The 26,025-nt window shown below is 66.1% G+C and carries 32 protein-coding genes and 2 tRNA genes; 7 read left to right on the forward strand and 27 right to left on the reverse strand.

What is annotated here, in order from left to right; translation table 11 throughout:
- The 19 genes from ACTHQV_RS07130 to tkt form a co-directional block, all read right to left on the reverse strand.
- Positions 1-171 (reverse strand): hypothetical protein, encoded by a 171-nt coding sequence (locus ACTHQV_RS07130; RefSeq protein WP_440489180.1) that lies wholly within the window; start codon positions 169-171, stop codon positions 1-3.
- Positions 168-848, reverse strand: a complete 681-nt coding sequence (locus ACTHQV_RS07135; RefSeq protein WP_440489181.1) for a complex I 24 kDa subunit family protein — start codon at positions 846-848, stop codon at positions 168-170. The genes ACTHQV_RS07130 and ACTHQV_RS07135 overlap by 4 nt, the downstream gene beginning before the upstream one ends.
- Positions 848-1,153, reverse strand: coding sequence for a nuclear transport factor 2 family protein (locus ACTHQV_RS07140; RefSeq protein ID WP_440489409.1), 306 nt, complete (start codon positions 1,151-1,153; stop codon positions 848-850). The genes ACTHQV_RS07135 and ACTHQV_RS07140 overlap by 1 nt, the downstream gene beginning before the upstream one ends.
- Before the next feature lie 23 nt (positions 1,154-1,176).
- Positions 1,177-2,400, reverse strand: a complete 1,224-nt coding sequence (locus ACTHQV_RS07145) for an NADH-quinone oxidoreductase subunit D (protein WP_440489183.1) — start codon at positions 2,398-2,400, stop codon at positions 1,177-1,179.
- The gene (locus ACTHQV_RS07150; protein WP_440489184.1) at positions 2,400-3,257 is read right to left on the reverse strand and encodes an NADH-quinone oxidoreductase subunit C; all 858 of its coding nucleotides are present in this window, start codon (positions 3,255-3,257) and stop codon (positions 2,400-2,402) included. Before ACTHQV_RS07150 ends, ACTHQV_RS07145 begins: the two co-directional genes overlap by 1 nt.
- Positions 3,254-3,823 carry a NuoB/complex I 20 kDa subunit family protein gene (locus ACTHQV_RS07155; RefSeq protein ID WP_055755898.1) on the reverse strand — a complete coding sequence of 190 codons (570 nt, stop codon included), beginning with the start codon at positions 3,821-3,823 and terminating at the stop codon, positions 3,254-3,256. The genes ACTHQV_RS07150 and ACTHQV_RS07155 overlap by 4 nt, the downstream gene beginning before the upstream one ends.
- Positions 3,814-4,188, reverse strand: a complete 375-nt coding sequence (locus ACTHQV_RS07160; protein WP_440489185.1) for an NADH-quinone oxidoreductase subunit A — start codon at positions 4,186-4,188, stop codon at positions 3,814-3,816. The genes ACTHQV_RS07155 and ACTHQV_RS07160 overlap by 10 nt, the downstream gene beginning before the upstream one ends.
- A gap of 207 nt (positions 4,189-4,395) precedes the next feature.
- On the reverse strand, positions 4,396-5,211 hold the full coding sequence (locus ACTHQV_RS07165; protein ID WP_440489186.1) for an inositol monophosphatase family protein: 816 nt from the start codon (positions 5,209-5,211) through the stop codon (positions 4,396-4,398).
- A gap of 133 nt (positions 5,212-5,344) precedes the next feature.
- The gene (efp, locus tag ACTHQV_RS07170; protein WP_066687286.1) at positions 5,345-5,908 is read right to left on the reverse strand and encodes an elongation factor P; all 564 of its coding nucleotides are present in this window, start codon (positions 5,906-5,908) and stop codon (positions 5,345-5,347) included.
- A gap of 38 nt (positions 5,909-5,946) precedes the next feature.
- Positions 5,947-6,531, reverse strand: a complete 585-nt coding sequence (locus tag ACTHQV_RS07175; RefSeq protein WP_440489188.1) for a M23 family metallopeptidase — start codon at positions 6,529-6,531, stop codon at positions 5,947-5,949.
- A gap of 10 nt (positions 6,532-6,541) precedes the next feature.
- A complete protein-coding gene (locus tag ACTHQV_RS07180; protein WP_440489190.1) occupies positions 6,542-7,531 on the reverse strand; it encodes a L,D-transpeptidase family protein in 990 nt (329 codons plus the stop codon).
- 58 nt (positions 7,532-7,589) lie between these two features.
- Positions 7,590-8,273 carry a thiamine phosphate synthase gene (thiE, locus tag ACTHQV_RS07185; RefSeq protein ID WP_440489192.1) on the reverse strand — a complete coding sequence of 228 codons (684 nt, stop codon included), beginning with the start codon at positions 8,271-8,273 and terminating at the stop codon, positions 7,590-7,592.
- Positions 8,274-8,521: 248 nt separating this feature from the next.
- Positions 8,522-9,427, reverse strand: a complete 906-nt coding sequence (locus ACTHQV_RS07190) for a fructose bisphosphate aldolase (RefSeq protein ID WP_440489194.1) — start codon at positions 9,425-9,427, stop codon at positions 8,522-8,524.
- A 29-nt stretch (positions 9,428-9,456) separates the two neighbouring features.
- Positions 9,457-9,771, reverse strand: coding sequence for a type II toxin-antitoxin system PemK/MazF family toxin (locus tag ACTHQV_RS07195; protein ID WP_200913147.1), 315 nt, complete (start codon positions 9,769-9,771; stop codon positions 9,457-9,459).
- An 8-nt stretch (positions 9,772-9,779) separates the two neighbouring features.
- The gene (locus tag ACTHQV_RS07200) at positions 9,780-10,016 is read right to left on the reverse strand and encodes a ribbon-helix-helix protein, CopG family (RefSeq protein WP_055755878.1); all 237 of its coding nucleotides are present in this window, start codon (positions 10,014-10,016) and stop codon (positions 9,780-9,782) included.
- Between the two features lie 158 nt (positions 10,017-10,174).
- Positions 10,175-11,365, reverse strand: coding sequence for a phosphoglycerate kinase (locus ACTHQV_RS07205; RefSeq protein ID WP_440489196.1), 1,191 nt, complete (start codon positions 11,363-11,365; stop codon positions 10,175-10,177).
- Positions 11,366-11,468: 103 nt separating this feature from the next.
- Positions 11,469-11,942, reverse strand: a complete 474-nt coding sequence (locus ACTHQV_RS07210) for an MOSC domain-containing protein (RefSeq protein WP_440489198.1) — start codon at positions 11,940-11,942, stop codon at positions 11,469-11,471.
- Positions 11,943-11,946: 4 nt separating this feature from the next.
- Positions 11,947-12,954, reverse strand: a complete 1,008-nt coding sequence (gene gap / locus ACTHQV_RS07215; protein WP_110152597.1) for a type I glyceraldehyde-3-phosphate dehydrogenase — start codon at positions 12,952-12,954, stop codon at positions 11,947-11,949.
- A gap of 13 nt (positions 12,955-12,967) precedes the next feature.
- Complete coding sequence (gene tkt, locus ACTHQV_RS07220) at positions 12,968-14,947, reverse strand: transketolase (protein WP_440489200.1); 1,980 nt, start codon at positions 14,945-14,947, stop codon at positions 12,968-12,970.
- 122 nt (positions 14,948-15,069) lie between these two features.
- Here tkt and ACTHQV_RS07225 point away from each other — a divergent pair, with 122 nt between their 5' ends.
- The 4 genes from ACTHQV_RS07225 to ACTHQV_RS07240 all read left to right on the forward strand — a co-directional run bounded on the left by ACTHQV_RS07225 (position 15,070) and on the right by ACTHQV_RS07240 (position 16,511).
- Complete coding sequence (locus ACTHQV_RS07225; RefSeq protein ID WP_440489201.1) at positions 15,070-15,261, forward strand: hypothetical protein; 192 nt, start codon at positions 15,070-15,072, stop codon at positions 15,259-15,261.
- Positions 15,261-15,560, forward strand: a complete 300-nt coding sequence (locus ACTHQV_RS07230; RefSeq protein WP_440489203.1) for a cell division protein ZapA — start codon at positions 15,261-15,263, stop codon at positions 15,558-15,560. Before ACTHQV_RS07225 ends, ACTHQV_RS07230 begins: the two co-directional genes overlap by 1 nt.
- 184 nt (positions 15,561-15,744) lie before the next feature.
- On the forward strand, positions 15,745-16,299 hold the full coding sequence (locus ACTHQV_RS07235; RefSeq protein ID WP_440489204.1) for a 5-formyltetrahydrofolate cyclo-ligase: 555 nt from the start codon (positions 15,745-15,747) through the stop codon (positions 16,297-16,299).
- A complete protein-coding gene (locus ACTHQV_RS07240; protein ID WP_440489206.1) occupies positions 16,296-16,511 on the forward strand; it encodes a DUF2842 domain-containing protein in 216 nt (71 codons plus the stop codon). The genes ACTHQV_RS07235 and ACTHQV_RS07240 overlap by 4 nt, the downstream gene beginning before the upstream one ends.
- A gap of 20 nt (positions 16,512-16,531) precedes the next feature.
- Here the strand turns inward: ACTHQV_RS07240 and ACTHQV_RS07245 are convergent.
- The 4 genes from ACTHQV_RS07245 to ACTHQV_RS07260 form a co-directional block, all read right to left on the reverse strand.
- A tRNA-Asp gene (locus ACTHQV_RS07245) sits at positions 16,532-16,608 on the reverse strand.
- A 78-nt stretch (positions 16,609-16,686) separates the two neighbouring features.
- A complete protein-coding gene (locus ACTHQV_RS07250; protein ID WP_440489208.1) occupies positions 16,687-17,898 on the reverse strand; it encodes a carbohydrate porin in 1,212 nt (403 codons plus the stop codon).
- 189 nt (positions 17,899-18,087) lie between these two features.
- A tRNA-Asp gene (locus ACTHQV_RS07255) sits at positions 18,088-18,164 on the reverse strand.
- 21 nt (positions 18,165-18,185) lie between these two features.
- Positions 18,186-19,439 carry an AI-2E family transporter gene (locus ACTHQV_RS07260; protein WP_440489210.1) on the reverse strand — a complete coding sequence of 418 codons (1,254 nt, stop codon included), beginning with the start codon at positions 19,437-19,439 and terminating at the stop codon, positions 18,186-18,188.
- Between the two features lie 143 nt (positions 19,440-19,582).
- Between ACTHQV_RS07260 and ACTHQV_RS07265 the strand changes: the two genes are divergently transcribed.
- From ACTHQV_RS07265 to ACTHQV_RS07275, 3 genes are read left to right on the forward strand one after another with little or no spacing between them, the layout of a single operon-like run.
- Positions 19,583-20,728, forward strand: a complete 1,146-nt coding sequence (locus ACTHQV_RS07265) for an 8-amino-7-oxononanoate synthase (protein WP_440489212.1) — start codon at positions 19,583-19,585, stop codon at positions 20,726-20,728.
- Positions 20,719-21,348, forward strand: a complete 630-nt coding sequence (gene bioD / locus ACTHQV_RS07270; RefSeq protein ID WP_440489411.1) for a dethiobiotin synthase — start codon at positions 20,719-20,721, stop codon at positions 21,346-21,348. The genes ACTHQV_RS07265 and bioD overlap by 10 nt, the downstream gene beginning before the upstream one ends.
- Positions 21,345-22,592, forward strand: a complete 1,248-nt coding sequence (locus ACTHQV_RS07275; protein WP_440489214.1) for an adenosylmethionine--8-amino-7-oxononanoate transaminase — start codon at positions 21,345-21,347, stop codon at positions 22,590-22,592. The genes bioD and ACTHQV_RS07275 overlap by 4 nt, the downstream gene beginning before the upstream one ends.
- Here ACTHQV_RS07275 and ACTHQV_RS07280 read toward each other — a convergent pair.
- The 4 genes from ACTHQV_RS07280 to ACTHQV_RS07295 are packed head-to-tail and all read right to left on the reverse strand — an operon-like array spanning position 22,556 to position 26,015.
- Positions 22,556-23,095, reverse strand: a complete 540-nt coding sequence (locus ACTHQV_RS07280) for a CinA family protein (protein WP_440489215.1) — start codon at positions 23,093-23,095, stop codon at positions 22,556-22,558. The genes ACTHQV_RS07275 and ACTHQV_RS07280 overlap by 37 nt on opposite strands.
- Positions 23,092-23,385 (reverse strand): plasmid stabilization protein, encoded by a 294-nt coding sequence (locus ACTHQV_RS07285; RefSeq protein WP_440489217.1) that lies wholly within the window; start codon positions 23,383-23,385, stop codon positions 23,092-23,094. Before ACTHQV_RS07285 ends, ACTHQV_RS07280 begins: the two co-directional genes overlap by 4 nt.
- A gap of 54 nt (positions 23,386-23,439) precedes the next feature.
- The gene (locus ACTHQV_RS07290; RefSeq protein ID WP_440489218.1) at positions 23,440-24,450 is read right to left on the reverse strand and encodes a glycosyltransferase family 4 protein; all 1,011 of its coding nucleotides are present in this window, start codon (positions 24,448-24,450) and stop codon (positions 23,440-23,442) included.
- The gene (locus tag ACTHQV_RS07295; RefSeq protein ID WP_440489220.1) at positions 24,450-26,015 is read right to left on the reverse strand and encodes an alpha-amylase family glycosyl hydrolase; all 1,566 of its coding nucleotides are present in this window, start codon (positions 26,013-26,015) and stop codon (positions 24,450-24,452) included. The genes ACTHQV_RS07290 and ACTHQV_RS07295 overlap by 1 nt, the downstream gene beginning before the upstream one ends.
- Between the last annotated feature and the right edge of the window lie 10 nt (positions 26,016-26,025).

Raw genomic sequence — 26,025 nt, forward strand, 5'->3', positions numbered from 1 at the left:
TTATCGTCCCTTCCCGATCGCCTTTTCGGCGACAAAATAAACGGCAACCATCGCTGCGATGCCGATGGCGACGCCGAGCAGCTTCAACGCACCGACGAACAGTTCGAGTGCGATCCACAACACGACGATGCCGACCAGCACCGCGATCAACAGGCTGCCCAGCGCCCTCACGAAGCCGTTTCCCATTCGGGCCGGTAATCGTGGTTCTCGGTCATCATCGCGACCAGATTGGTCGGTTCACCGACCGGTTCGACCGTATGACGACCCGGTTCCTGCGTGCCCGGCTTCGGCGTCTCGCCGCGTGCCAGCGCCTCGAGGATCACGGTCATGCGATCATAGTCGAGGTCTTCGTAATTGTCGTCGTTGATCTGAACCATCGGTGCCGAGGCGCAATTGCCCATGCACTCGACCTCAGTGAGCGTGAACAGACCATCGGGCGTCGTCTTGCCCTTCGCCAGCCCGCGGTTCTTACAGGCCGCGAACACGTCGTCCGACCCACGCAACATGCACGGCGTCGTGCCGCAGACCTGCACATGATAGCGACCGACCGGCGCGAGGTTGAACATCGTGTAGAAGGTCGCGACTTCGTACACCCGCATATAGGGCATTTGCAGTTCGCGCGCGATGAACTCGATTACCGGCACCGGCAGCCAGCCCTGGGTATGGGTCTCGGCCCCGACCTGCCGCTGGGCGAGATCGAGAAACGGGATGGTGCACGACTGCTGCCGCCCCTCGGGATAGCGCGCGACGATCTCGCGCGCCTTCTCGGCATTGGCGGGGTTCCAGGTGAAATTGCCCCAGCGCGCGCGGACCTCCGCTTCGTCGGGGATGTTGGGGGCGTCGGCCATCAGCGAATGAACTCCACGCGGCTGACCTTGTCGCCGCTGAACGAATAGATGGTCATCACGTCGAACGGTTCGGCATCGGTCGAGCGTTGGACTCGTTCGTGCAGCACGACACGCTCGCTCAGCTCGAACGACTGCAGGACTTCGGCGTGGTTCTCCGGGAATTCGGCGAAAACCGCCGCCATCCCGCTTTCCACGCCGGCACGTCCGTCGCGCACCACGTCGCCGCGATACTGCGCTTCACAGCCATCGTCGGCGAAGAACGCGGCATAGCCCGCGGCGTCGCGCGCGTTGTAGCGCTCCATCATCGCCGTCACGGTATTGAGACGGCTCAACGGTCGCACTCCCCGAACACGATGTCCATCGCACCCAGGATGGCGGTGATGTCGGCGAGCATGTGCCCCTTCGACATGAAGTCCATCGCCTGCAGGTGGCTGAACGCGGTCGGACGGATCTTCACGCGGTACGGCTTGTTGCTGCCATCCGAGACCATGTAGATACCGAATTCGCCCTTGGGGCTTTCGGTCGCGACATAGACCTCGCCGGCGGGCACGTGATAGCCCTCGGTGTACAGCTTGAAGTGATGGATCAGCGCTTCCATCGACTGCTTCATCTCGCCGCGCTTCGGCGGCACGACCTTGCGATCATCGCTCGAGATCGGACCCTCAGGCATCTCCGCCAGGCACTGCTTCATAATGCGTGCCGACTGCCAGACCTCCTCGACGCGAACCATGAACCGGTCGTAGCAGTCGCCGCGCGTGCCGACCGGCACGTCGAACTCGACCCGGTCATACGCGTCGTAGGGCTGTGCCTTGCGGATATCCCACGGAATGCCGGCACCGCGGATCATAGGACCCGAAAAGCCCCAGCGTACCGCATCTTCGCGGCTGACGATCGCAATGTCGACGTTGCGCTGCTTGAAGATGCGGTTCTCCGCAACCAGGCTGATCGCATCGCCGAACAGGCGCGGCAGCCGCGTGTCGAGCCATTCGGCGATATCGGTCAGCAGCTTCAGTGGAACGTCCTGCCGGATGCCGCCCACGCGCAGGAAGTTCGCGTGCATCCGCGCACCCGATGCCCGTTCGTAGAAGTTCATCGTGTCTTCGCGCAGCTCGAACATCCACAGGTTCGGCGTCATCGCGCCCACGTCCATGACATGCGAACCCAGGTTCAGCATGTGGTTCATGATGCGGGTCAGTTCGGCGAAGAACACGCGCAGATACTGGGCGCGCAACGGGACCTCGATATCGAGCAGCTTCTCGACCGCGAGGACATAGCTGTGCTCCATGCACATCGGCGAGCAGTAATCGAGCCGGTCCATGTACGGCAGCGCCTGCGCGTACGTCTTGTACTCGATCAGCTTCTCGGTGCCGCGGTGGAGCAGGCCGACATGCGGATCGATGCGTTCGATGATCTCGCCGTCCAGCTCGGTAACGAGACGCAACACGCCGTGCGCCGCCGGGTGCTGCGGACCGAAGTTGATCGTGTAATTCTGGATTTCGACGTCGGTGCCCTGCGCCTGATGCGCGGTTTCGAGCGGATCGTAATCGGCCATCACTTGTTCTCCGCCGACTTCGCCGTCGCGTCAGGCGAGGGCACGTCGGGATCGACCGGCTTTTCCTGCGGCTGGTTGCCGGGATGCGGCTTGCCTGCGCCAGTCTGTCCGGTGTGGTCGGTCGTCTTCACCTCGGGCGCGTTCGGCTCGGCCCTCTTTTCCGAGTCATGCGCGCGAGCGACCTGATCGGCGGTCACCGGCGACTGTGCGCCCGGCGCCTGTCCGACAGCCGGCTTGGGTTCGGCAGCCTTCTCGTCACCTGGCAAGACGTACTCGGCGCCCTCCCACGGACTCATGAAGTCGAACGTCCGGAAGTCCTGCGCCAGCTTGACCGGCTCATAAACGACGCGCTTGGCTTCTTCCGAATAGCGCATCTCGACATAGCCGGTCAGCGGGAAGTCCTTGCGCAGCGGATGGCCGCGGAAGCCGTAATCGGTCAGGATACGCCGCAGATCAGCATTGCCCGAGAACAGCACGCCGTAGAGGTCATACACTTCGCGCTCAAGCCAACCGGCATTGTACCAGATGCCGGTCACCGACGGCACCGGCTGTTCCTCATCGGTCGTCACGCGCACGCGAATGCGGTGGTTCCGGGTCATCGACAGCAGGTGATAGACGACGTCGAACCGCTCGGGCCGTTCGGGGTAATCAACGCCGGCGATCTCCGCCAGCATCTCGTACTTCAGCCCCGGCGTGTCCCGCAGCGTCTCCATCGCCGTGACCAGACGGTCACGGTCGATGGTCAGCGAGACTTCGCCGACCAGATCCTGCGCATGTAGCAGCATGTCGCCGAGCGCGGCAGTGGCGGCGTTGATCACGCCGTCATTAGGCGCATAACGGGGTGCAGGCGCCTTCACCGTTCGATGCTCCCCGAACGGCGGATCTTCCGCTGCAACTGCATCACGCCATAGAGCAACGCTTCGGCGGTCGGCGGGCAGCCGGGGACATAGATGTCGACCGGCACCACGCGGTCGCAACCGCGCACGACACTGTAGCTATAGTGGTAATAGCCGCCGCCATTGGCGCAGCTGCCCATCGAGATGACGTATTTCGGTTCCGACATCTGGTCGTACACGCGGCGCAGCGCCGGGGCCATCTTGTTGCAGAGCGTGCCCGCGACGATCATCACGTCCGACTGGCGCGGCGACGCGCGCGGCGCGGCGCCGAAACGCTCCATGTCGTAGCGCGGCATGTTGACGTGGATCATTTCGACCGCACAGCAGGCGAGGCCGAACGTCATCCACCACAGCGAACCGGTCCGCGCCCATTGGAACAGGTCTTCGGTCGAGGTGACCAGAAAGCCCTTATCGGTCAGTTCGCCATTCAGGTCGTTGAAGAAACCCTGATCAGGCGCCTGTACCGGCACGCCGGCGGCGTTACCCGCGCCGAATCCGTGCGGCGGCGTCGTGAGTTCTACTCCCATTCGAGAGCTCCCATCTTCCAAGCATATACGAGACCCAGCGCCAGTTCGCCGATGAACACCATCATCGACACCCACGCGGTCCAGCCGAGGTCGAAAACCGAGACTGCCCAAGGATATAGGAACGCTGCTTCGAGATCGAAGATGATGAACAGGATCGCGACCAGATAAAAGCGGACGTCATACTGGCTGCGCGAATCCTCGAACGCGGGGAAGCCGCATTCATATTCGGTCAGTTTTTCAGGCGTCGGCTTGTACGAACCGGTGAAGCGCGACGCCACCATCGGCAGCACGACGAACGCCGTCGACAGGACCAGGGCGACGCCCAGGAACATCAGGATCGGCAGATATTGCGACAGGTCGACCAAGGCAGGGTCTCTCGCGGTTGCGGTATGAATGGAGCCGGCTTTAGGCTGATGGCGCGGGTGCATCAAGGGCGGAACAGGATGAGAATCACTCTCAATTCCGCAGGGGTCCGACGCGCGCCATAATATGATCCCCCGCGCGACCGTCGCGCGGAGCCGGAGCATCGCCAATGCTGCCGGACCCGACCGGCCCGGCAGTGCCTTACCGGATCAGCGCAGCGCGCCCGCGACCAGCTTGTGCAGACGGGTCTGCATCTGTTCGTTGCTGGCCAGCACCTCGCCCTTTTCATAGGCTCGGTCGGCACCGCGATAGTCGGTGACGAAGCCACCGGCTTCCTTCACCAGCAACATGCCCGCCGCGATGTCCCACTTCTTCAGGCCTGATTCCCAGAAGCCGTCGAACCGGCCCGCCGCGACATAGGCGAGGTCGAGGGCCGCCGCGCCGAAGCGGCGGATGCCCGCGACCTCAGGTGCCACCGCGCCAAAGATGCGGGTCCATTCGCTGAAGTTGCCATAGCCGAGAAAGGGAATGCCAGTCGCGATCAGCGCTTCTGACAGGTCGCGCCGCGACGATACCCGCAGCCGCTGCCCCTGCAACCACGCACCGCGGCCCTTTTCGGCCCAGAAGCCTTCGTCGGTGATCGGGTTATAGACCATCGCGGTCGTAATCTCCGGCTTGCCGCCGACGCCGTTCGGTTCCTCGACCGCGACCGAGATCGCGAAATGCGGGATACCGTGCAGGAAATTGGTGGTGCCATCGAGCGGATCGACGATCCAGCGTGGCTTGGTCGGGTCACCGGCGACCTCGCCGCCTTCCTCCAGCAGCATGCCCCAGTCGGGCCGCGCCTTGCGCAGTTCCTCGACCAGCGTTTCCTCGGCTCGCTTGTCGGCCATCGACACGAAGTCAGCGGGTCCCTTCCGGCTGACCTGAAGATGCTGGACCTCGCCGAAGTCGCGGCGCAGGCGCGGGCCGGTCTTGCGGACAGCGCGTTCGATGACGGTGATGAGGCCGGACTGGGCGGACATGGTTCTGGTTCCTGCTTGAATCTATTTGGCAGCGGACGCGGGCAAAGCCCGCGTCGTCGGTCGCGCATCCGCGCGCCGGCCGGGCTTGCGGTCAGGGCAAATAGCGATCGCTATTTGCTCCGACCGCTGCGCCTCAATCAGCCCGCCTCACATACGTCTGCTCATACACGTCGACGACGATGCGCGTGCCCGAGGCGATGTGCGGCGGGACCATCACGCGGACGCCGTTGTCGAGCACCGCAGGCTTGTACGACGACGATGCCGTCTGGCCCTTCACCACAGCATCGGCCTCGACGATCGTCGCTTCTATCGTGTCGGGCAGCTGGACGCTGATCGCTTCGTCTTCATAGAGTTCCATGACGACGTCCATGCCGTCCTGCAGGAACGCGGCGGCATCGCCCAGCAGGTCGCGGGGCAACGACACCTGGTCGTAGGTTTCCTTGTCCATGAACACCAGCATGTCGCCTTCGGGATACAGGAACTGGAAGTCCTTGGTATCCAGCCGGATGCGCTCGACGGTCTCGGCCGAGCGGAAGCGGACATTGTTCTTGCGGCCGTCGCGCAGGTTCTTCATCTCGACCTGCATATAGGCGCCGCCCTTGCCCGGCTGCGTATGCTGGATCTTGACCGCGCGCCAGATGCCGCCTTCATATTCGATGATGTTGCCGGGGCGAATGTCGACGCCGCTGATCTTCATGACGAACCATACCTGTTGGAAAGAGCGAAGCTGCGCCCTTACCGCTCCGCCCGGCCGCGGGCAAGCAGCGGATAGGGGTCAATCGCCCGCCCCTGATGCCATGCCTCGTCGGGTAGCAGCCGTTCGATCCCGAAATGCAGATGGGTGTTGCCGGCGCCGGCATTGCCGGTGTCGCCGACCAGGCCGATCGGATCGCCCGCCTGCACCCGGCCCCCTTCGCGCAGGCCCGGCGCGTAGGCGGCGAGGTGGGCGTAATAATAGGATAGCCGGCGGTCGGGCGCACGGACATAGGCAGTGATCCCGCCGCCGCCGTCGCTGTAGAACAGTTTTTCGACCACCCCGTCCGCCGCCGCGACGACCGGCGTGCCCCCCGGTGCCATGATGTCGGTACCGGTATGGCCGCGCGATCCACCGCCGCGGCTGTCGCCCCAGCTATCGCGGATATCGGACCAGCGCGCGCCCTGTACCGGCATAACCAGTCCGCCCGCCGCAAGCTGTTCGGCTGGGCGCACCTGCTGCGCGGATCGGCGTGGTGCTGCCGATCCGCCGAAATCGACCAGCAAGGCCGCCAGTGCGCCGATCACCGCGAACAGGCCGAGAAAGGTCCAGCCGATCCGGTTCATCGCCCCTGCCCTATGGCTGGAAGATCGCCGGGGTGCCCGGCTTCACCATCAGCGACAGGCGCGCCGCGTCCCAGTTGGTCAGCCGGATGCAGCCATTGCTCTCGGTCTTGCCAATATTCTCCGGCTCCGGCGTGCCATGGATGCCGTAATGCTCCTTCGACAGGTCGATCCAGACGACGCCGACCGGATTGTTCGGGCCGGGCGGGACGATCTCCTTGCTGTCCGACTTGTCGGCATGGCGCAGGATCGCGGGATTATACTGCCAGTCGGGATTGGGGGCGACGCCCTGGATCGTCCATTTGCCGATCGGCAGCGGATCGTGCGACGACCCCATCGTCGCCGGAAACTGGGCGAGGATGCGGTCGCCGGCATAGGCGCGCAGCCAGCCCTCCGACTTGTCGACCACGACCCGGTCGGCCTGCTGCTGATTCGCATCGACGTTCAGGTTGGCCAGCGTCTGGCGATATTCTGGCGACCAGGTTTCGGCATAGCTGCGCGACGCAGGCAGGACGTTGGGGAAGACGACGCGGGTGCCGGGGCTCAGCATCGTCTCGCGGCTGTTGAGCGCGACCAGCGTCGCGGGCGTGGTGTGGAACATCTCCGCCAGCTTCTCGAGTGGGGAGCGGTAGCCGATCACCGTCAGCTTCGCCTGGTCGGCATACTCCTTCGGGATCGGATTGGTGTAGGGGCCAGCGAGCGCGCGGTCCGACAGGGTCAGCGTGACTGTGGCCGGGCGCATATTGGGGTTGAGCGCGCGGACGGTGGCGGGGTCGAGCTTACCGGTGACCGGCAGGTCGCGGGCCGATTGGAAGCCGCGCAGTGCCTTGGCAAAGGCCGGGCTGTCCCGACCGTCGATGACGCCGACGGTGAAGCCGTGGCGGTCGAGCAGCACCTGCGCATGCAGAACGTTCCGGTCGATCGCCGGCAGCCCTTGCGGCGCGGGTGCCTGCGCCAACGCCGCGCCACCCAACAGGATCGCCGCCCATGCCAGTCGCTTCATGACCCCTCCTCGAACTCGTTGAGGATGGATAACGAACGGCCGGCCAAGACGTTTCCGACTATCCGAGCACCTCGGCAAAGGCGCGGACGGCGGCGGCTTCGTCGCCATTCCAGACCGATCCCGACACCGCCAGGAAGTCGGCCCCGGCGGCGATCAACGGGGCAGCGTTGGTAGGCGTGATGCCGCCGATCGCGACGCAGGGCAGTTCGAACACCGCCGACCACCACGACAGGATCACCGGTTCGGGGACATGGCGTACTTCCTTGGTCGTCGTCGGGTAAAAGGCACCGAACGCGACATAATCGGCACCGGCCTCCCCGGCTTCCATCGCGAGGTGGCGGCTGTCATGCGCCGTCACGCCGATCTGGACATTGGGGCCGAGCACATCGCGCGCCTCGCGCGGATCGCCATCCTCCTGCCCGAGATGGACACCATCGGCGCCGAGACGCTTGGCGAGGCTGATGCTGTCGTTGACGAGGAAGGCGACGTCGCGGTCGGCACAGATGCGCTGGAGCGGTTCGGCCAAGCGCGCGGCGGCGTGCTGGTCGACATCCTTCACCCGGAACTGGAAGGCGGCGACCGGCCCGGCATCGAGCGCGCGGGCAAGGCGATCGGGGAAGGTTCCGGCCACGTCGAGCGGCGAGATCAGGTAGAGCTGACATGGCGGGCGGCGCACGTCGCGAACGAACTGCTTCGCGAAATCGGGGGAAAGCGGGCCGAGCGGATCTTCGTCGAGGGTCATGGCGCCTCCCTGCCCCAGCCGCGCAGCGGGTGAAAGGGTTTCGGGGCGTCAAAGTTCACTAAGTTCACACTCGCACGCGTTTCGCACGCCAAGTTGCAAGTGACTATTAGTAGCCGACCGTCTGCTGCGGGAAGAAAAAGCGGGACGCCGGGGATGACGTTGGAGCAGTGTGGCACGATGGAAAAGAGCACCGGACGCGTTGGCGCCCGATGCCCTTTTTGCCACCGTCCGAACGGTGTAGGAAAGCGTTACGCTGCGACCAGCGCCTTCTGGGTCGAGGCGGCGTGGATCTCGTCGATCGCGTCGCCCAGCGCCTTGTCGAACTCGGCATCGGTCATCTGCTGGCGCAGGTCCGAGAGCAGCGCGCGGCTGAAGCTGGCGATGATGCCGGGGTTCTTGGCCAATTCGGCACAGGCTTCGGTGCGGCCGAACCCGCCCGACAGCGCGACGACGCGCAGCACGCGTGGATGATCGACCAGCGGCTGGAACAGGCCGGGCTTGGCCGGCAGCGACAGCTTCAGCATGACCTTGTCATTGCCCGGCATCGCATCGAGCGCCTTCAGGGTCTCGTCGAGCAGGATCCGATCGGCCTCAGCCCGCTCGGCGCTCTTGATGTTCACTTCCGGTTCGATGATCGGCATCAGCCCGGCGGCGAGGACCTGCTGCCCGACCTCGAACTGCTGCTTGACGACCGCGGCGATGCCCTGCGGGTTCGCAAGATTGATAACCGAGCGTTCCTTGGTACCGAAGATGCCGAGCTTGGCGGCGCGGGCGAGCAGTTCGTCGAGGCCGGGGATCGGCTTCATCAACTGCACACCGTTCGCTTCGTCCTCCAGCCCCTTGTCGATCTTCAGGAACGGGACGACGCCCTTGTCGGCCAGCGCCTGCGGCACCGGCTTGCCGCCCGCCTGTCCGTCCATGGTGCGTTCGAACAGGATCGCGCCGATCACCTTGTCGCCGGCGAAGGCGTCGGAGGTGATGATCCGGGCGCGCATGTCGTGGATCAGGCCGAACATTTCCTCATCGGTCGACCACGCGCCGTCCTCGACGCCATAGCCCTTCAGCGCCTTCGGCGTCGAACCGCCGCTCTGGTCGAGCGCGGCGATGAAACCCTGTCCGTCGGCAATCTTCGCAGTCATGTCAGCGGTGTTCATGGGCGTTCCCTTCAGGTTCGGAAAAGAAGTCAGAGCGCGAGCCAGCGCCGCAGCGCCTGATCCACCTGCTCCATCGATGTTGCAGTCGCCTGCCCCAGCACGCGGACGATGCGGCTTCGGCGCAGGGTCTTGATCTTGTCGACCTGCGCCTCGCTCTCGACCGAAATGCCGGTCGTGTCGGACGGCGCGAACGGCACGCGGAACAGCGTTTCGCCGCCGGTCAGGCTGGTCATCGGGATCAGCGTGACCGAGGCGTGCGCTTCGTTGAACAGATCGGATTGCACGACCAGAAAGGGCCGGCGCTTGTTGGCGAGTGCCTCGGGTCCTTCGACCAGGACAATCATGCCGCGCCTTATCTCCACCGGCCGTCCTCCGCCTCGACACGATCGAAGAAGGCCCAGTCGGCGCCGTCGTCGCGCGCGGCGGCGCGTTCGGACTGGCGGCGGGCTTCGGCGCGAAAGGCTTCGTCGTGGAGTTCGACGTAACGGCGCACGGCATCGCGGGCGATGTCGCTCTTGGAGCGTCCCTGCGAGCGAGCGACATTGGCGAGTCGCTCCTCAAGCTCGGTATCGAGTCGTACGCCTAGCACCCGAAGCCACCTCCCGTTTAACGTGTTGAACGGGTAGCGGGGGTTGCGGCTGGGATCAAGCGGGTTGTTGCTGGGCGCGGCGCGGAACGGGACATCGGCCGTACGCAAAACACCGTACCCCCGCGCAGGCGGGGATACGGTGGTCAGTCAGGGACGGATCAGCGGGCCAGTGCGGCGACGCCGGGGAGTTCCTTGCCTTCCATCCATTCGAGGAAGGCGCCGCCGGCGGTCGAGACGAAGCTGAACTGGTCCGCGACGCCCGCCTGGTTCAGCGCCGCGACGGTATCGCCGCCGCCCGCGACCGATATCAGCGACCCGTCGGCGGTCAGCGCCGCCGCGGTCCGGGCGAGTGCGACGGTGGCGACGTCGAAGGGCGGGGTTTCGAAGGCGCCCATCGGCCCGTTCCACACCAGAGTCCGGCAGTTCTTGAGCACATCGCCCAGCGCCTCGGTCGCGGCGGGGCCGACGTCGAGGATCATTTCGTCGGCGGCCACTTCGTGAACGTTGACGGTGCGGGTCGCCGGGTTCGGCTTGAATTCGGTCGCGACGACGACGTCATAGGGCAGATGGATGGTGCAGCCGGCTTTTTCCGCCGCCGCGAAGATTTCGTCCGCCGTGCCGGTCAGTTCATGCTCGCACAGCGACTTGCCGACATTGACGCCGCGCGCGGCGAGGAAGGTGTTGGCCATGCCGCCGCCGATGATCAGGTGATCGACCCGCCCGACCAGATGCTTCAGCACGTCGAGCTTCGACGACACCTTCGCCCCGCCGACGACCGCGGCGACCGGGTGCTGCGGATTGCCCAGCGCCTTGTCGAGCGCGTCGAGTTCGGCCTCCATCTGCCGCCCGGCAAAGGCGGGGAGCTTGTGCGCCAGCCCCTCGGTCGAGGCGTGGGCACGGTGCGCGGCGGAGAAGGCGTCGTTGACATAATAGTCGCCCAGCGCCGCCATGGTTTCAACCAGTTGCGGGTCGTTCTTCTCCTCGCCTGCGAAGAACCGCGTATTCTCTAGCACGGCGATGTCACCCGGCTGCATCATCCGCACCGCTTCGGCAGCGCCGGTCCAGTCGACGAAGCGAACCTCGCGGCCGAGCACGTCCGACAGCGGCTTGGTGACCGGGGCCAGCGACATGGTCGGGTTCGGCTGCCCCTTGGGCCGGCCGAAATGGGCGAGGATCAGGACGATCGCACCGCGATCGGCAAGGTCGGTGACGGTGCCGATGGTGGCGCGCAGCCGGGTGTCGTCGGTGACGGCGCCATCGGCCATCGGTACGTTCAGGTCCTCGCGGACCAGCACGCGCTTGCCGGTGAGGTCGCCCATGTCGTCGAGCGTTTTGAAATTGCGGCTCATTCTTCGTCTCCTTCGCCGTGGATGCTGAGTAGAGACTGAGCGAAGGCGAAGGCTCGTATCGAAGCATCGATCCTTCGATACGCCGCTTCGACAAGCTCAGCGGCTACTCAGGATGAACGGCCGGTGTTTCAATTTGGATGGTATCGCCGACGCTGATCTGACCGCCCTCGATCACCCGCGCCAGCGCGCCGCCGCGCCAGTCGGGGATCAGCGCGCCGCGCAGCCCCTCGACGATGGTTTCCATGCGGCTGCACGGATCGCATTCCTTGGTGATTTCGAGCAGCACCGGACCGACGCGCACGAGGCTCCCACGCGTCTGCGGCAGGTCGAAATCCTCGACCAGCAGGTTCGCGCGACGTTCCCACCATGGCAGGTCGTGGCCGACCTCGCGCATCGCCTGCGCCCAGTCGCCGACTTCCATCAGCGACACCTGCCGGTTGTTGCGGCCGGGCTTGAGCGCGCCGCGGAAATCGCCGTCGAGGCCGGTTTCGACGGTGACGCGCACCGTCTGCACCAGCTCGATCGGCCCGCGCGAAAAGGCGTGGCGGGCGATGCCCTTCAGGATACCGCCCGCCATCGGGTCAGCCCAGCTTCGCCATCGCGGTCGCGGTGTCGACCATGCGGTTCGAGAAGCCCCATTCGTTGTCGTACCACGACACGACGCGGACCAGCTTGCCGTCGAGGACGGCGGTCTCGAGGCTGTCGACGGTCGACGATGCGGGCGTGTGGACGATGTCGATCGAGACGAGCGGGTCTTCCGAATAGACCAGCACGCCCTTCAGCGGACCCGATTCCGATGCCGCCTTCAGGATCGAATTGACTTCGTCCTTGGTGGTGTCGCGCTTGGGGGTGAAGGTCAGGTCGACGAGGCTGCCGTCCGGCACGGGCACGCGGACCGCCGAACCGTCGAGCTTGCCCTTGAGTTCGGGCAGCACTTCACCGACCGCGCGGGCGGCGCCGGTGGTGGTCGGGATCATCGACATGGCAGCGGCACGGGCGCGGCGCAGATCGGGGTGGATCTGGTCGAGGATCTTCTGGTCGTTGGTATAGGCGTGGATCGTGGTCATCAGACCGCGTTCGATCCCGATCGAATCGTTCAGCACCTTGGCGACCGGTGCGAGGCAGTTGGTGGTGCACGACGCGTTCGACACGATCGTGTGACCTGCCTCCAGCTTGTCGTGGTTGACGCCATAGACGACGGTCAGGTCGACATTCTTGCCCGGGGCGGAGATCAGCACGCGCTTGGCACCGGCATCGATATGCTTCTGGCACGAGGTGCGGTCGGTGAAGAAGCCGGTGCATTCGAGGACCAGTTCGACGCCCAGTTCCTTGTGCGGCAGGTTGGCCGGATCGCGTTCGGCGGTGACGCGGATGCGCTTGCCGTCGATGACCAGATCGTCACCCTCGGCCGACACGTCGCCCGGATATTTGCCATGGACCGAGTCGCGGCTGAACAGCCATGCGTTCGACTTCGCATCGGCGAGGTCGTTGATCGTGACCAGTTCGAGGCCGCTGTCGGGCCGTTCGAGGATCGCGCGCGCCACCAGGCGGCCAATGCGCCCGAAACCGTTGATCGCTACTTTCGTCATATCCGCGTCTCCCTCAATGTCCGAGCCGCGCCAGCACCTTCGCGGTGATGGCATCGGTGGTCAGGCCGAAATATTCGTAGAGCTTGTCCGCCGGGGCCGACGCCCCGAACCGGTCGATGCCGAAGCGCAGGCCGTCGACCATCGTATAGCGTTCCCAGCCGATCGTCGTCCCCGCCTCGATCGAGACGCGCAGGATCTCGTCGGGGCGGGCGTGCGGCAGGACGTCCTCGCGATAGGCGGCGTCCTGCGCATCGAAGCGCGACCAGCACGGCATCGACACGACATCGGCGCCGATCCCCTGCCCCTCCAGCTTCGCGGCGACGCCGAGCGCGATCTCGACCTCCGAACCGGTCGCGAGCAGGATGACGCGGCGCACCGCCTCGGCACCCTTCAGGCGATAGGCACCGCGCGCGCTGCGGTTTTCGCCGGCTTCGGTGCGGACCTGCGGCAGGTTCTGACGCGACAGCGCCAGCAGCGACGGCCCGTCGCGGCGCTGTACCGCCAGTTCCCAGCATTCCGCCGTCTCGACCGCATCGGCGGGGCGATAGACGTCGAGGCCGGGGATCAGGCGCAGGCTCATGACATGCTCGATCGGCTGGTGGGTCGGGCCGTCTTCGCCCAGACCGATCGAGTCGTGGGTCATGACATAGACGACGCCGGCATTCTGTAGCGCCGACAGGCGGATCGCAGGCCGCGCATAGTCGGCGAAGACGAGGAAGGTGCCGCCATAGGCGAGCACGCCGCCGTGCAGCGCCATGCCGTTCATCGCCGCCGACATGCCGAATTCGCGGATGCCGTAATGGATGTAGCGTCCCGAATAATCCTCGGCGGTCAGCGCGACCTGCGCCTTGGTCTGGGTGTTGTTCGACGGGGTCAGGTCGGCCGAGCCGCCGATCGTTTCGGGCAGCGAGGCGTTGATCGCTTCGAGCGCCAGCGACGATGCGACGCGGGTCGCGATCTTCTTCGGTTCGGCGAGCAGACCGTCGATGTGCCCCTTCAGCGACCAGCCGTCGGGCAGCTTGTTGGCCATGCGGCGTTCGAATTCGGCGCGGTCGGCATGGGCGGTGAGGCGATCCTGCCATTCGGCGCGAACCGCACCGCCGCGGGCACCGACCGCCTTCCACGCGTCGGTCAGTGCTTCGGGCAGGTTGAAGGCCTCATGCTCCCACAGCAAGGCGGCGCGAGTGGCGAGGATTTCCTCGGCGCCAAGCGGCGAACCATGGACCTTGTGACTGCCGCCCTTGTTCGGCGCGCCCTTGCCGATGACGGTGCGGCAGCGGACCAGCGATGGGCGCGGATCGGCGGCGGCTTCGGCGAGCGCACGGTCGATATCGGCGAAGTCGTGGCCGTCACAGGCGACGACGTGCCAGCCGGTCGCGGCATAACGCGCGGCGACGTCCTCGCTGGTCGACAGGTCGGTCGAACCGTCGATGGTGATGCGGTTATCGTCCCACAGCACGTTCAGACGGCCAAGCTTCAGATGCCCGGCAAGGCCGATCGCTTCGTGGTTGATGCCTTCCATCAGGCAGCCGTCACCGGCGATCACCCAGGTACGGTGATCGACCAGATCGTCGCCGAACACGGTGTTGAGGTGCCGTTCGGCGGTCGCCATGCCGACCGCCATCGCCAGGCCCTGCCCGAGCGGGCCGGTGGTGCATTCGATGCCGGGCAGCTCGAAATTCTCCGGGTGGCCGGCGCATGGGCTGCCCAGCTTGCGGAAGGCGGCGATGTCGTCGATCGTCGGGCGGGCATAGCCGGTCAGATGGAGCAGCGAATAGATCAGCATCGATCCATGGCCCGCCGACAGCACGAAACGGTCGCGATCGGCCCAGTTCGGGTCGGTCGGATCGAATTTAAGATAGTTGGACCACAGGACGGTGGCGACATCGGCCATGCCCATCGGCATGCCCGGATGACCGGAATTAGCGGCCTCGACCGCATCCATCGACAAAACGCGGATGGCGTTGGCGAGTTCTAGCTGGGATATGGTCACGCGCACTCCTGTTGGGCGCCAGAGTCCGAAGGTTCGCGCGAGCCTTTGGAACCGTCGCGCCCCACAGTCAACCGCCCAGACGAAGGGTTGTTTAACATGTATAGCAAGCGTGGATTTATCCGATGAACGACACCCCCCACGCCGACGCCATTGCGCGGATCGAACGGGCGCTGGTGCGGATCGAACGTGCGGCGCAGTCGTGGTCGTTCGAAAATCATACACTTGCCACACGCCACGCCGCGCTGCGTTCGAAGATCGGCGATGCGATCGGGGCGCTGGATTCAGTGATCGCGCGTGAGACGGAGACCGATTAATGGGACAGATCGCGCTGAACGTCGCGGGACGCGAATATCAGGTCGGTTGCCGCGACGGCGAGGAGCCGAAGCTGCGCGCGCTGGCGGCGATGCTCGAACGCCACGCCGGCGCCGCCCAACGCGCCGCCGGCGGATCAGCGGAACGTACGCTGCTGTACATCGCGCTGATGGTCGCCGACGAACTGGCCGAACGCGAGGAGAACCCGGCGGCCGGGCTGTCGGCGGCGGTGCTGACGCAAATTGCCGAGCGACTCGAAACGGTTGCCGCGACCCTTGAGGAAGTGCCACAGGATCGCTAAATAGGTGGTGGCGGGAACTGCCCGGTGCGAGCCATGCATAATCCCTGAGGCTATTTCTTCATCCATGGGGGTTGTCCCTGCGCAGATCCTGGTCTGACGTACATGATCCCCACCTGACGTACCGTGCGTCAGTGGATAACGCGGCCAACGGCCCATGGTGGTCCCGCCACCCCATGCTTCGCCCATGACGATCGACAAGCCGGCTTTGCGTAGCGAGCTGCGTCGTTTGCGCCGCGGCTTCGTCGAGCGCGATCGGCCGCCTTTGGTGCCGCCGGGCCTGTTCCTGAACGCGCTGCGGCGTGGGATGATCGTCGCCAGCTATGTGCCGGTCGGCAGCGAGGCCGATCCGTCCCGTTTCGAGGCAGCGGCGATCTATGCCGGGGCGACGCTGGCATGGCCGGTGGTCGTCGATCGCGAATCGCCGATCCAGTTCCACACCGCACCGGGCGGGCGGATGGTCGAGGGGCCGTTCGGGTTGAAGCAGCCGGCGGGTAATTCGGCGCCGGTGGTACCCGACATCATCCTGACTCCGTTGCTTGGGTTCGATTCACGCTGCAACCGGCTGGGCCAGGGCGCGGGTCACTATGACCGCGCCTTTGCCACATGGCCGGAGGCACTTCGCATCGGCATTGCGTGGTCGGTACAGCAGGTCGACGAACTGCCGCGCGATGCGTGGGACATGCCGCTGGATGCGATTGTTACCGAAACCGAACTGATCTTGCCGGGAGCCGCGACATGAACGAGCCGACATGGCGCAAACCGGCGGGGGTGTTGGCGATCCTCGTCCTCCTGACGCTATGGGCGATCGGTGTGGCGATGCTGTCGGCTGTGGTCGGCGGCTGGCACTGGCTGTTGCAGCTCGGCTTCTACCTGATCGCCGGGATCGCATGGCTGTGGGTGTTGCCGATGCGAGCAATGTTGCGGTGGATGGAGACCGGCCACTGGCGGTAGCGCCACCGCTTCGCAAGCAATGGCGCGAGTGACGGGGCTCGAACCCGCGACCTCCGGCGTGACAGGCCGGCGCTCTAACCAACTGAGCTACACCCGCTCTCTAGCGAGGAGGCGGCGTGTAGGGTAGCGAATCGTTGCTGTAAAGCGGGTATTTCGGGGCACGCGGTTTTTCCGGTCAACGGGCCAAGGCGGCGGTCAGGCGGATGCCGAGGACGAGCGCGTCGTCGAGCGTCGGGTCAAGCCCGGGATCGAGGACATATTGGACATGCGGCTGTACGCCGAGCCAGTCGGTGACAGCGACACGGTGGGTGAGTTCGATCGCGGTTTCGGCATCGGGCCGCCCGCCATGGCGGGCGAGGGCAAGGTCACGGCTGGCGCTGCTCGCTCCGGCCCAGGCGATGGCGATGCCGCTGTCGTCGGCCGGACGGCCGGGAACGAGGCCGTGGCCGACGATACCGCCCGAGACGAAGCGGTCGAAGATGTTGGCGCGGCTACTGGCCGTACCCAGCCGGACAAAGCCGCGGACGCCACGATCGCTGTCGCCGATCAACTGTGCCTCGCCACGCAGATACAGGCCGTTGCTGGCGACATGGCGCTTAGTGGCGGCGGCGATGCCAGCATCATACCGGTCGTCGATCCGCGCGGTATAGGCCCATGCCCCGGCGAGCAGGCGGACGGTGCCGAGTTCGACATCCCCCTCCCCGATCAGTAGCGCGCCCTCACCGCGGTGCAACCCGACATTGAGCCGGCGGGGAAAGGCCGGGTCGTTCGGCACGCCGTCCGCCGCCACCGCGCGCAGCGTGAGCGCAGGGCCGACACGGACCTGACCGCGAAGCGCTAGGCCGGTGCTGGGAAAGGTCGAGGGGCCGTTGCGCCCACTGGTGCCGAGGTCAGACCCCATGCCGAACGCACTGTTGACGAACAGGAGCGACGTCTGCAGCGCGTCGAATTCGCTGTTGATGTCGTACAGCCCGAATTTCGCCGACCAGCGGCCGTCAACACCGCCATGTTCGACCCATGCCTCCAGCAATCGGAATAGCGGCATGCCCGCCTCGATACTGGAGACGACCTGCGCATCGCCGACGACCCCACCGCTGAAGCTGGCGCCGTTATTGTAGAAGCCGTGGACAAGTGCGGTGGTGCGCGGAACCCCGGCCAGCTGTTCGAGATCGGCGGTGGCGATAGCGCTGACATTGTGGATCCAGCGGCTGCCACGGCTTGCGCCACCCGCGACCGCGGTCAGCAGATCGCCGGTATAGGCAAGCTGTACCAGCAGGGGATCGCGGCGTTCGACGGCCGGCGCCTCAACCTCGCCCGGCGCACGGTCAACGCTGGGCGCGGACACCTGCGCGATCGCGGCCGGTATCGGTGCGCAGACCAGTGCCATCGTCGATCCAATCGCCCTGCCCCAACGTCCGATCATGCTGCCCCATCGATTCGATGGCGGCACCATGGCGGATCAGATGTGAAAATGGTGCCAATTCCAGACCGCGTCGCAGCGCATTCTGCCGTATCGACCGTGACTGGATGGAAAACGGCGCCCTGTGGCGCCGGGCGCATCGCGATCGATGCGCCATGGCGCGAGTGACGGGGCTCGAACCCGCGACCTCCGGCGTGACAGGCCGGCGCTCTAACCAACTGAGCTACACCCGCTCTCTAGCGAGGAGGCGGCCTTTACGGAGCGGTGCCGGGACTGTCAACGCCTCCATTGCCATTTGGTGCATTTCGTTGCGCGGCCGGCACATCCTGCACGAGCGTACCGTGTTCGAACAGGAAGCCGGCGATGTCGGGTTTGCCGGCGCCTTTCAGCACCGTCTGGATGATGATAAGCAACGGGACTGCCAGCAGCGCGCCGGGCGTGCCCCAGACCCAGCCCCAGAAGCTGAGCGTTATCAGGATCATGAGCGGATTGATTGTCAACCGGTGGCCAACGACCAGCGGGGTGATGACGTTCGCCTCCACGAGATGCGCGCCGACCATGATCGCAGCGGGCAACAGCGCCCACCAGATATCGGTGAAGGTCATCAGCCCGCCGACCGCGAGCAGCAGCGCGGCGAAGATCGGTCCCAGATAGGGGACATAATTGAGAAGCGCGACGATCCCGCCCCACATCAGCGGTGTCGGCATGCCGATATACCACAAGGCCAGCGCGACGATGACGCCGAGCATCAGATTGATGAAGGTGATGGTGCCTAGATACGCCGAGGTGTCGTCGACGACGTTCTGGATGACGCGCGCAGTCGCCATCGCCCCGCCGAAGCTGCTGCGCCCGGTGATCGCGGCACGGCGCAGATCGGTCCAGCCCGCCAGGAAGAAATAGATCACCAGGATCGCGAAGAACATTTCGAGCAACGCGGACGGTGCGGAGGTCGTCACGACATCAAGCAGCGACTGCGGCGGGGCGACGCTGCTGGTCGTCTGGCGCGCGGGAGCGTTGGCGACGTTGGTGATGAGGCCGTTCACGAATTTCTCGAGACTGGCGTAGAAGTCGATCAGCGGTGCGATATTTTCCTGCACCCGGTCGATGCGATCGGGCAGGATCGCCGCCCAGCCCCATGCCGGCACGACGATCGACGCCAACGCGCCATTGGCGACGATCAGGAACAACAGCACGCAGAACAGCGCAGCCAGCGGCGCGGGCACGCGGTGCCGTTCCTGCCATTCGAGCAGCGGTACCAGTGCGATAGCGATGACGATCGCGGCGGTGAGCGGCAGGAAGAAGCGCGCCCCCGCCTGCAACGCGAAGGGCAGCGCGAGCACCAGTCCGACCCCGGCGATCAGCGTCAGGGCGGCGAGCAACCGGTCGCGGCGGAGTTCCTCGGTCGGGGCGTCGACCACCGCGTCGACCGGATCGGACGGCGGCGTCGCGGCGGTGCCGGTCGCGCCGGCCCGATCGACACGCGTGTTTTCTTCGAACGACTCTGCCATGTACCCTTCCCCCCTGCGCCGCTGCGTGCCGTACCGATGGCAACGACCGACGCATTCACCCCAAACGCGCGACGCGGCGATTTGCGCCATGGCGATGTCGCGGATATGGGCAGCGCCCGGCACAAGGCCGGCGGGGAGCGGCGATGATCGATCAGGACCGGATGGCCGCGCGCGCGCTGCGCCCGATCGCGGCCGATCTCGAAGCGTTGTCGGCGATCGACCGGCGGCGGCGACTGATCCCGATCGCGGGGCGCGACTTCTCGTCGAACGATTATCTGGCGCTGAGCGGTTCGTCGGTGCTGCGCGATGCGGTGACCGATGCAATAGCGCGTGGCGTACCGGTCGGGTCGGGCGGATCGCGGCTGCTGCGTGGCAATCACGCCGAGCACGCGGCGCTGGAGCAGGAAGCGGCGGCCTTCTTCGGCAGCGAGGCGGCGTTGTGGTTCGGCAGCGGCTTTGCGGCCAATGCCGCGCTCTTGGCGACCCTGCCGCAGCGCGGCGACCTGATCGTCCACGACACGCTGATCCATGCGAGCGCGCATGAGGGCATGCGGTTGGCGCGCGCGCCGGCGGTGGCGGCGGGGCATAATGATCCGCAGGCGAGCGAGGATGCGATCGCGCGCTGGCGACGCGAGGGCGGGACCGGATCGCCGTGGATCGCCGTCGAAAGCCTGTACAGCATGGACGGGGACCGCGCGCCGCTCGACGACTGGATCGTGGTCGCTGACCGGCATGAGGCGATGCTGTTGATCGACGAGGCGCATGCGACCGGGGTGTTCGGACCGGACGGGCGCGGACTGGCGGCAGCCTATGAAGGGCGGGCGAACGTCGTGACGCTCCGTACCTGCGGCAAGGCACTGGGCAGCGAAGGCGCGCTGGTGTGCGGCCCGGCGCTGGTGTGCGATTTCTTGGTAAACCGCGCGCGCGGGTTCATCTTTTCGACCGCGCCCTCCCCGGTCATGGCGGCAGCGGTTCGGGCGGCATTGCGGGTATTGCAGGACGAACCGGCGCGGCGGGTGCGGCTGGCGGCGTTGGTCGACTATGCCGGTCAGAAGCTGGGGCGGATGGGCGCGACGGTCAGCGGGTCGCAGATCCTGCCGCTGATCGTCGGCGACGATGGCCGGGCGATGACGCTGGCGGCCAAGGTGCAGGCGGCGGGGTTCGACGTGCGAGGGATTCGCCCGCCGACGGTGCCGGCGGGTACCGCGCGGCTGCGAATCTCGCTGACGCTGAACGTCGACGAAGCGGCGATCGACGGATTGGCCGATCGTCTGGAGCAATTGTTGTGAGCGTGATCGTCGTTACCGGGACCGATACCGATGTCGGCAAGACGGTGTTCGCCGCCGCGCTGACCGGAGCACTCGGTGCATCCTATTGGAAACCGGTGCAGGCCGGGACCGATGACGGGACCGATCGCCAGCGGGTCGCGCGGCTGGCGGGAATCAAGCCAGAGCGCATCCTGCCCGAAGCATATTCGCTTGCCACGCCGTGTTCGCCGCACCGCGCGGCGGAAATTGATGGGGTGACGATTGATGTCGACCGGTTGACGCTACCGCAGGTGAACGGGCCGCTGGTGGTGGAGGGTGCCGGCGGCGTGCTGGTGCCGATCGTCGGAACGACGACGTTCGGCGACCTGTTCGCGCGCTGGCAGCGCCCGGTGGTGCTGGTGGCGCGGACCGCGCTCGGCACGATCAACCACAGCCTGTTGTCGATTGAGGCGTTGCGGTCGCGCGGCGTGCCGTTGCTGGGCGTGGCGTTCATCGGCGACAGCGTTCCCGACAGCGAGGCGACGATCGTCCGGCTGGGGGGTACGAAGCGGCTCGGCCACCTGCCCCGGCTCGATCCGCTCGACCCGGCGACACTGGCAGCGGCGTTCGCCGTGCATTTCGATCTGGAGGATTTCCGGTGAGTTCGTCGCCCGTCTGGCACCCCTTTACCCAGCATGGTTTGCAGGAGCCGATCCCGCAGATCGTACGCGGCGACGGGGCGGCATTGTGGACGGCGGACGGGCGGCGGATCGTCGATGCGATTTCGTCATGGTGGGTGACGACGCACGGCCACAACCACCCGCGCATCACCGCCGCCATCGCCGAACAGGCGGGGCGGCTCGATCAAATCATCTTTGCCGGGTACACGCACGAGCCGGCAGAGACGTTGGCGAAGGGGCTGCGCGCGCTGCTACCCGACGCGCTGACCCGTGTGTTCTTTTCCGATTCGGGATCGACCAGCGTCGAGGTCGCGCTCAAGATGGCGCTGGGGTATTGGCGCAACCGGGGTGAGGACCGGCACCGTATCCTCGTGATGGACCATGGCTATCATGGCGATACGATCGGGGCGATGTCGGTCGGGGCGCGCGGCGTGTTCAACCGGGCCTATGCACCGCTGCTGTTCGATGTCGGGTCGATCCCCTTTCCCGACGGCGGCCAGGAACAGGCGACGTTTGATGCGCTGGAGGTGGCGTGTCGGGCGGGCGCGGCGGCGTTCATCGTCGAGCCGCTGGTTCTGGGTGCGGGCGGGATGCGCATGTATCCGGTGACCGTCCTCGCCGAGATGCGGCGCATCTGCGCAGCTTACGGCGTATTATTCATCGCCGATGAAGTGATGACCGGATGGGGACGGACCGGCACGCTGACCGCGTGCGAGCAGGCAGGCGTCGTGCCCGATCTGATGTGTCTGTCGAAGGGGTTGACCGGCGGAGCGATCCCGCTGGCGGTGACGATAGCGAGCGAAGCGATTTATCAGGCACATTACGGAGCGGACCGGGCGACGATGTTTTTTCATTCGTCGAGCTACACCGCCAATCCGATCGCATGCGCCGCCGCCAATGCGAACCTTGCGATCTGGCGTGAAGAACCGGTCATGGAGCGGATCGCGTCGCTGGCGGCGCGGCAGGCGGCGCGGCTGGCGGTGCTGGCGGAGCATCCTCGCGTCGCCAATGCCCGGCAATTGGGGACGATCGCGACGTTCGAACTGGACGGCGACGATGGCTACCTGTCCGATCGCGCGCCCAAATTGCTGGCACGGTTTCGCGAGGGCGGCCTGTTGCTGCGGCCGCTAGGGTCGACGCTGTACGTCATGCCACCCTATTGCATCGACGATGTCGACCTCGACGCGATCTATGCGGCACTCGGCGCGGCGTGCGACGACACCTGATCGATTGCCGCCCGTATCATCGACAGCGCCTGTTCGAGCGCGGCGATGCGCACCGCGCCGCGGCCGATATCGCCGAAGTGGCATTCGCGGGTCGTCTCCGCCCCGTCTCGCACCGCGCAGGCGAAATGGACGAGGCCCGCTTCGTCGCCGGGTGCCCCTGCCCCGGCAAAGCCCGTGACCGATAGCGCGATATTGGCGTCCGACCCGCGCAGCGCGCCGCGCGCCATGGCGAGCGCGACGTCGCGACTGACCGCGCCGCAATCGTCGAGCATCTTGCGCTCGACCCCGAGCAATTCGCACTTTGCGCCCTCGCTATAGACGACGAAGCCGCGATCGAACGCGTGCGATGCACCCTCGACGTCCGTCAGCAACGCCGCGAGCATGCCGCCGGTGCAGCTTTCGGCGGTGGCGAGCGACAGGTCGGCCTTGCACGCCGCTTCGAGCAGATTGGCGGCAGCACGTTCGATATGTTCGGGCAAGACGGGGGACAGCGTCTCGGTCATTTCGATGCGTTCTTCCGACGCGTTTCCCAACCCTTCTTCGCCGCGGCCGAGCGATCGGAAGCGGGGCGATCGGCCGCAGCGCGACCGCCGCGCCGCGACGATCCGTGGCTGTCGGGCTTGCCGCGGCCCGATCCGGACTTGTTGCCGCCACCCGAATCCTTGTTCACCGTGGCCCAGGCGCGGCGTTCGGCTTCCTTCTCCGACAGGCCGCGTTCTTCATAGCCTTGTTCGATATGCTCGGCCTTGCGCTTCTGTTTGTCGGTATAGCTGCTCTTGTCGCCGCGCGGCATGACGGGATCCTTTCGCTCTACGAAAGGGTCAACTCTCAACAACTTGGCGCGGTTTCAGCCGCCGAGGATCGAAGTGTATAACGCATGATAGCGTTCGGCCATCGCCTCGACCGAGAAGCGTTCGGCGACACGCGCGCGGCAGGCGGTGCGGTCGATCTCCCCCACCCGGTCGATCGCAGCGATGGCTTCGTCCAGATTGTCGACAAGGAATCCGTTGACGCCATGTTCGATCAGTTCGGGCATCGATCCGCGGTTATAGGCGATGACCGGGGTGCCGCAGGCCATAGCCTCGACCACCGACAGGCCGAAGGGTTCGTCGAAGCCGATCAGGTGGAGGAGCGCGCGAGCACGTCCGAGCAGGTCGGTGCGCGCCTTGCCGCCGACCGCGCCGTGATAGACGATGCGCTCACCATCGACATGTGGTTCGACCGCTTCGCGCCAATAGCGATCGTCCTGGACGATGCCGGCCATGTGCAGCCGCCGCCCGCTGGCCTGCGCTGCCGCGACTGCTTCGGCCGCACCCTTGTCGGGGTGCATCCGGCCGAAGAAGAGCAGGTCGTCGCTGCCGGTCGGATCGAAAGGAAAGTCGTCCAGCGGGATGCCGTGATGGATCGTCGCGGCATAGCGCAGCGACAGATGGCGATCGGCGTCACTGATCGCGACATAGTGCACCCGGTCCTGATAGGGCGCGTACATCGGCAGGATGCGGTCGGACGAAAAACCGTGGATGGTGGTGACCATCGGCGTGTCGACCAGACCGGAAAAGGCGTGTGCGGGGAAATCGGCCTGGTTGTGGATCAGGTCGAACTCGCCGGCGCGCTCGAACACATGGGCGAGATGGGCAAATTCCCACACCTTCGCATCAATCGACGGGTCCTCGCTATAGGGTGCGGGGACGACGCCGGCGAGCGTGCCCGACGTCTGGCTGTCGAGCGTGGCAAACAGCGTCACATCGACGCCACGCACGACCAGCGCCTCGGTCAACAGGCTAGTGACCAGCTCCCACGGGCCATAGTGCCGCGGCGGCGTGCGCCACGCGATGGGGGCGAGCATGGCGATGCGCATCAATCGACTTTCAGGATCAGGGCTTCGTCGGGGCGAAGGGTGGTGGCGGTCGCGGCGTCATGGGTCGACAGCACGACCGTGCCGGGTTCAAGGGTGATCGCGGCGGGCGCATGGCCGAGGTTCAGCGCGATGCGGTAGCGATCGGTGCCGTGGCTGCGGACGTAGGTGAGGACGTCGCCCTCCGCTCGGACATCGCTGATCGCGCCGGTCGCGAGCGCAGGGGTCGCGCGGCGCAGCGCCAGCAGGCGGCGGTAGAGGGTCAGCATCGAATGCGGATCGTCGGCCTGCGCGGCGACGTTGAGTGGCAGATGCGCCGGGTCGATCGGCAGCCAAGGATCTCCGGTGGTGAAACCGTCCTGTTCGGTCCAGGGCAGCGGGGTGCGCACCGGGTCGCGGCCGAGCCCCAGCCCCGGTTCGCGTAGCTCGCGCGGGTCCTGCACCTTTTCGGCTGGCACCTGCGCATCGGGGAGGCCAAGTTCGTCGCCCTGATACAGGGTCGGCGTACCGCGCAGCGTCAGCAACAGCACCGCCGCCACCCGCGCCTGTGCGGATCCAACGCGGGTCGCGATGCGGGGGCGGTCGTGGTTGCCGAGCACCCAGTTGGGCCAGCCGCCCTCGGGCAGCGCCGCCTCGTACTCGGTAATCCGATCGGCCAGTTCGGCGGCGTTCCAGCCGGCTTCGATCAGCTGGAAGTTGAAGGGCAGATGGACTTCGGGCGCGGCGGCCGACCCGTAATAGGTCATCAGCTTGGGCACCGGCAGGTAGATCTCGCCGACCAGGACCGCATCATAGCGGTCGGCCAGTTCGCGCATGTCGGCGGCGATGGCGTGGACTTCGGGCTGATCGGTCGAGTTCAGTTGGAGGACCCGGTGCATCTCGCCCATGCCCTCGCAATAATCGGGGTTGGTCGGATTCTCGGGGAAATCGGCATGCTTGACCATGTGCCAAAGCACGTCAATGCGGAACCCGTCGACGCCGCGATCGAACCAGAAGCGCATCGCCCCTAGCATCGCGGCGCGCACCTCCGGATTGCGCCAGTTCAGGTCAGGCTGTTCGGGCAGGAAGGCGCGCGAATAATATTGCCCGGTGGCTGGATCGAAGGTCCAGGCGGGGCCGCCGAAGTCGCTGATCCAGTTGTTAGGCGGGCCGCCATCGGGGGCGGGGTCGCGCCAGATATACCAGTCGCGCTTCGGATCGTCGCGCGACGACCGGCTCGCGACGAACCAGGGATGCCGGTCGGAACTGTGATTCGGCACGAAATCGAGCAGGACGCGCAGTCCCAGACCATGCGCCTTTGCGAGCAGCGCATCGAAATCGGCGAGCGTGCCGAAGCGCGGATCGATGCCGGTATAGTCGGCGACGTCATAGCCGAAATCGGCCATCGGCGACGGGAAGATCGGCGAAATCCACAGCGCATCGACGCCGAGCGTGACCAGATGGTCGAGCCGGTCGGCGATGCCGCGCAGGTCGCCGATCCCGTCGCCGTCGCTATCGGCGAAAGACCGCGGATAGATCTGATAGATGGTGGCGGCATGCCACCATGGTTGCGGAGGAGTAACGATCACCCGCCGACAA

Source organism: Sphingomonas sp. SAFR-052, from assembly GCF_051965015.1.
In the GTDB taxonomy this organism is placed as follows: Bacteria; Pseudomonadota; Alphaproteobacteria; order Sphingomonadales; family Sphingomonadaceae; genus Sphingomonas.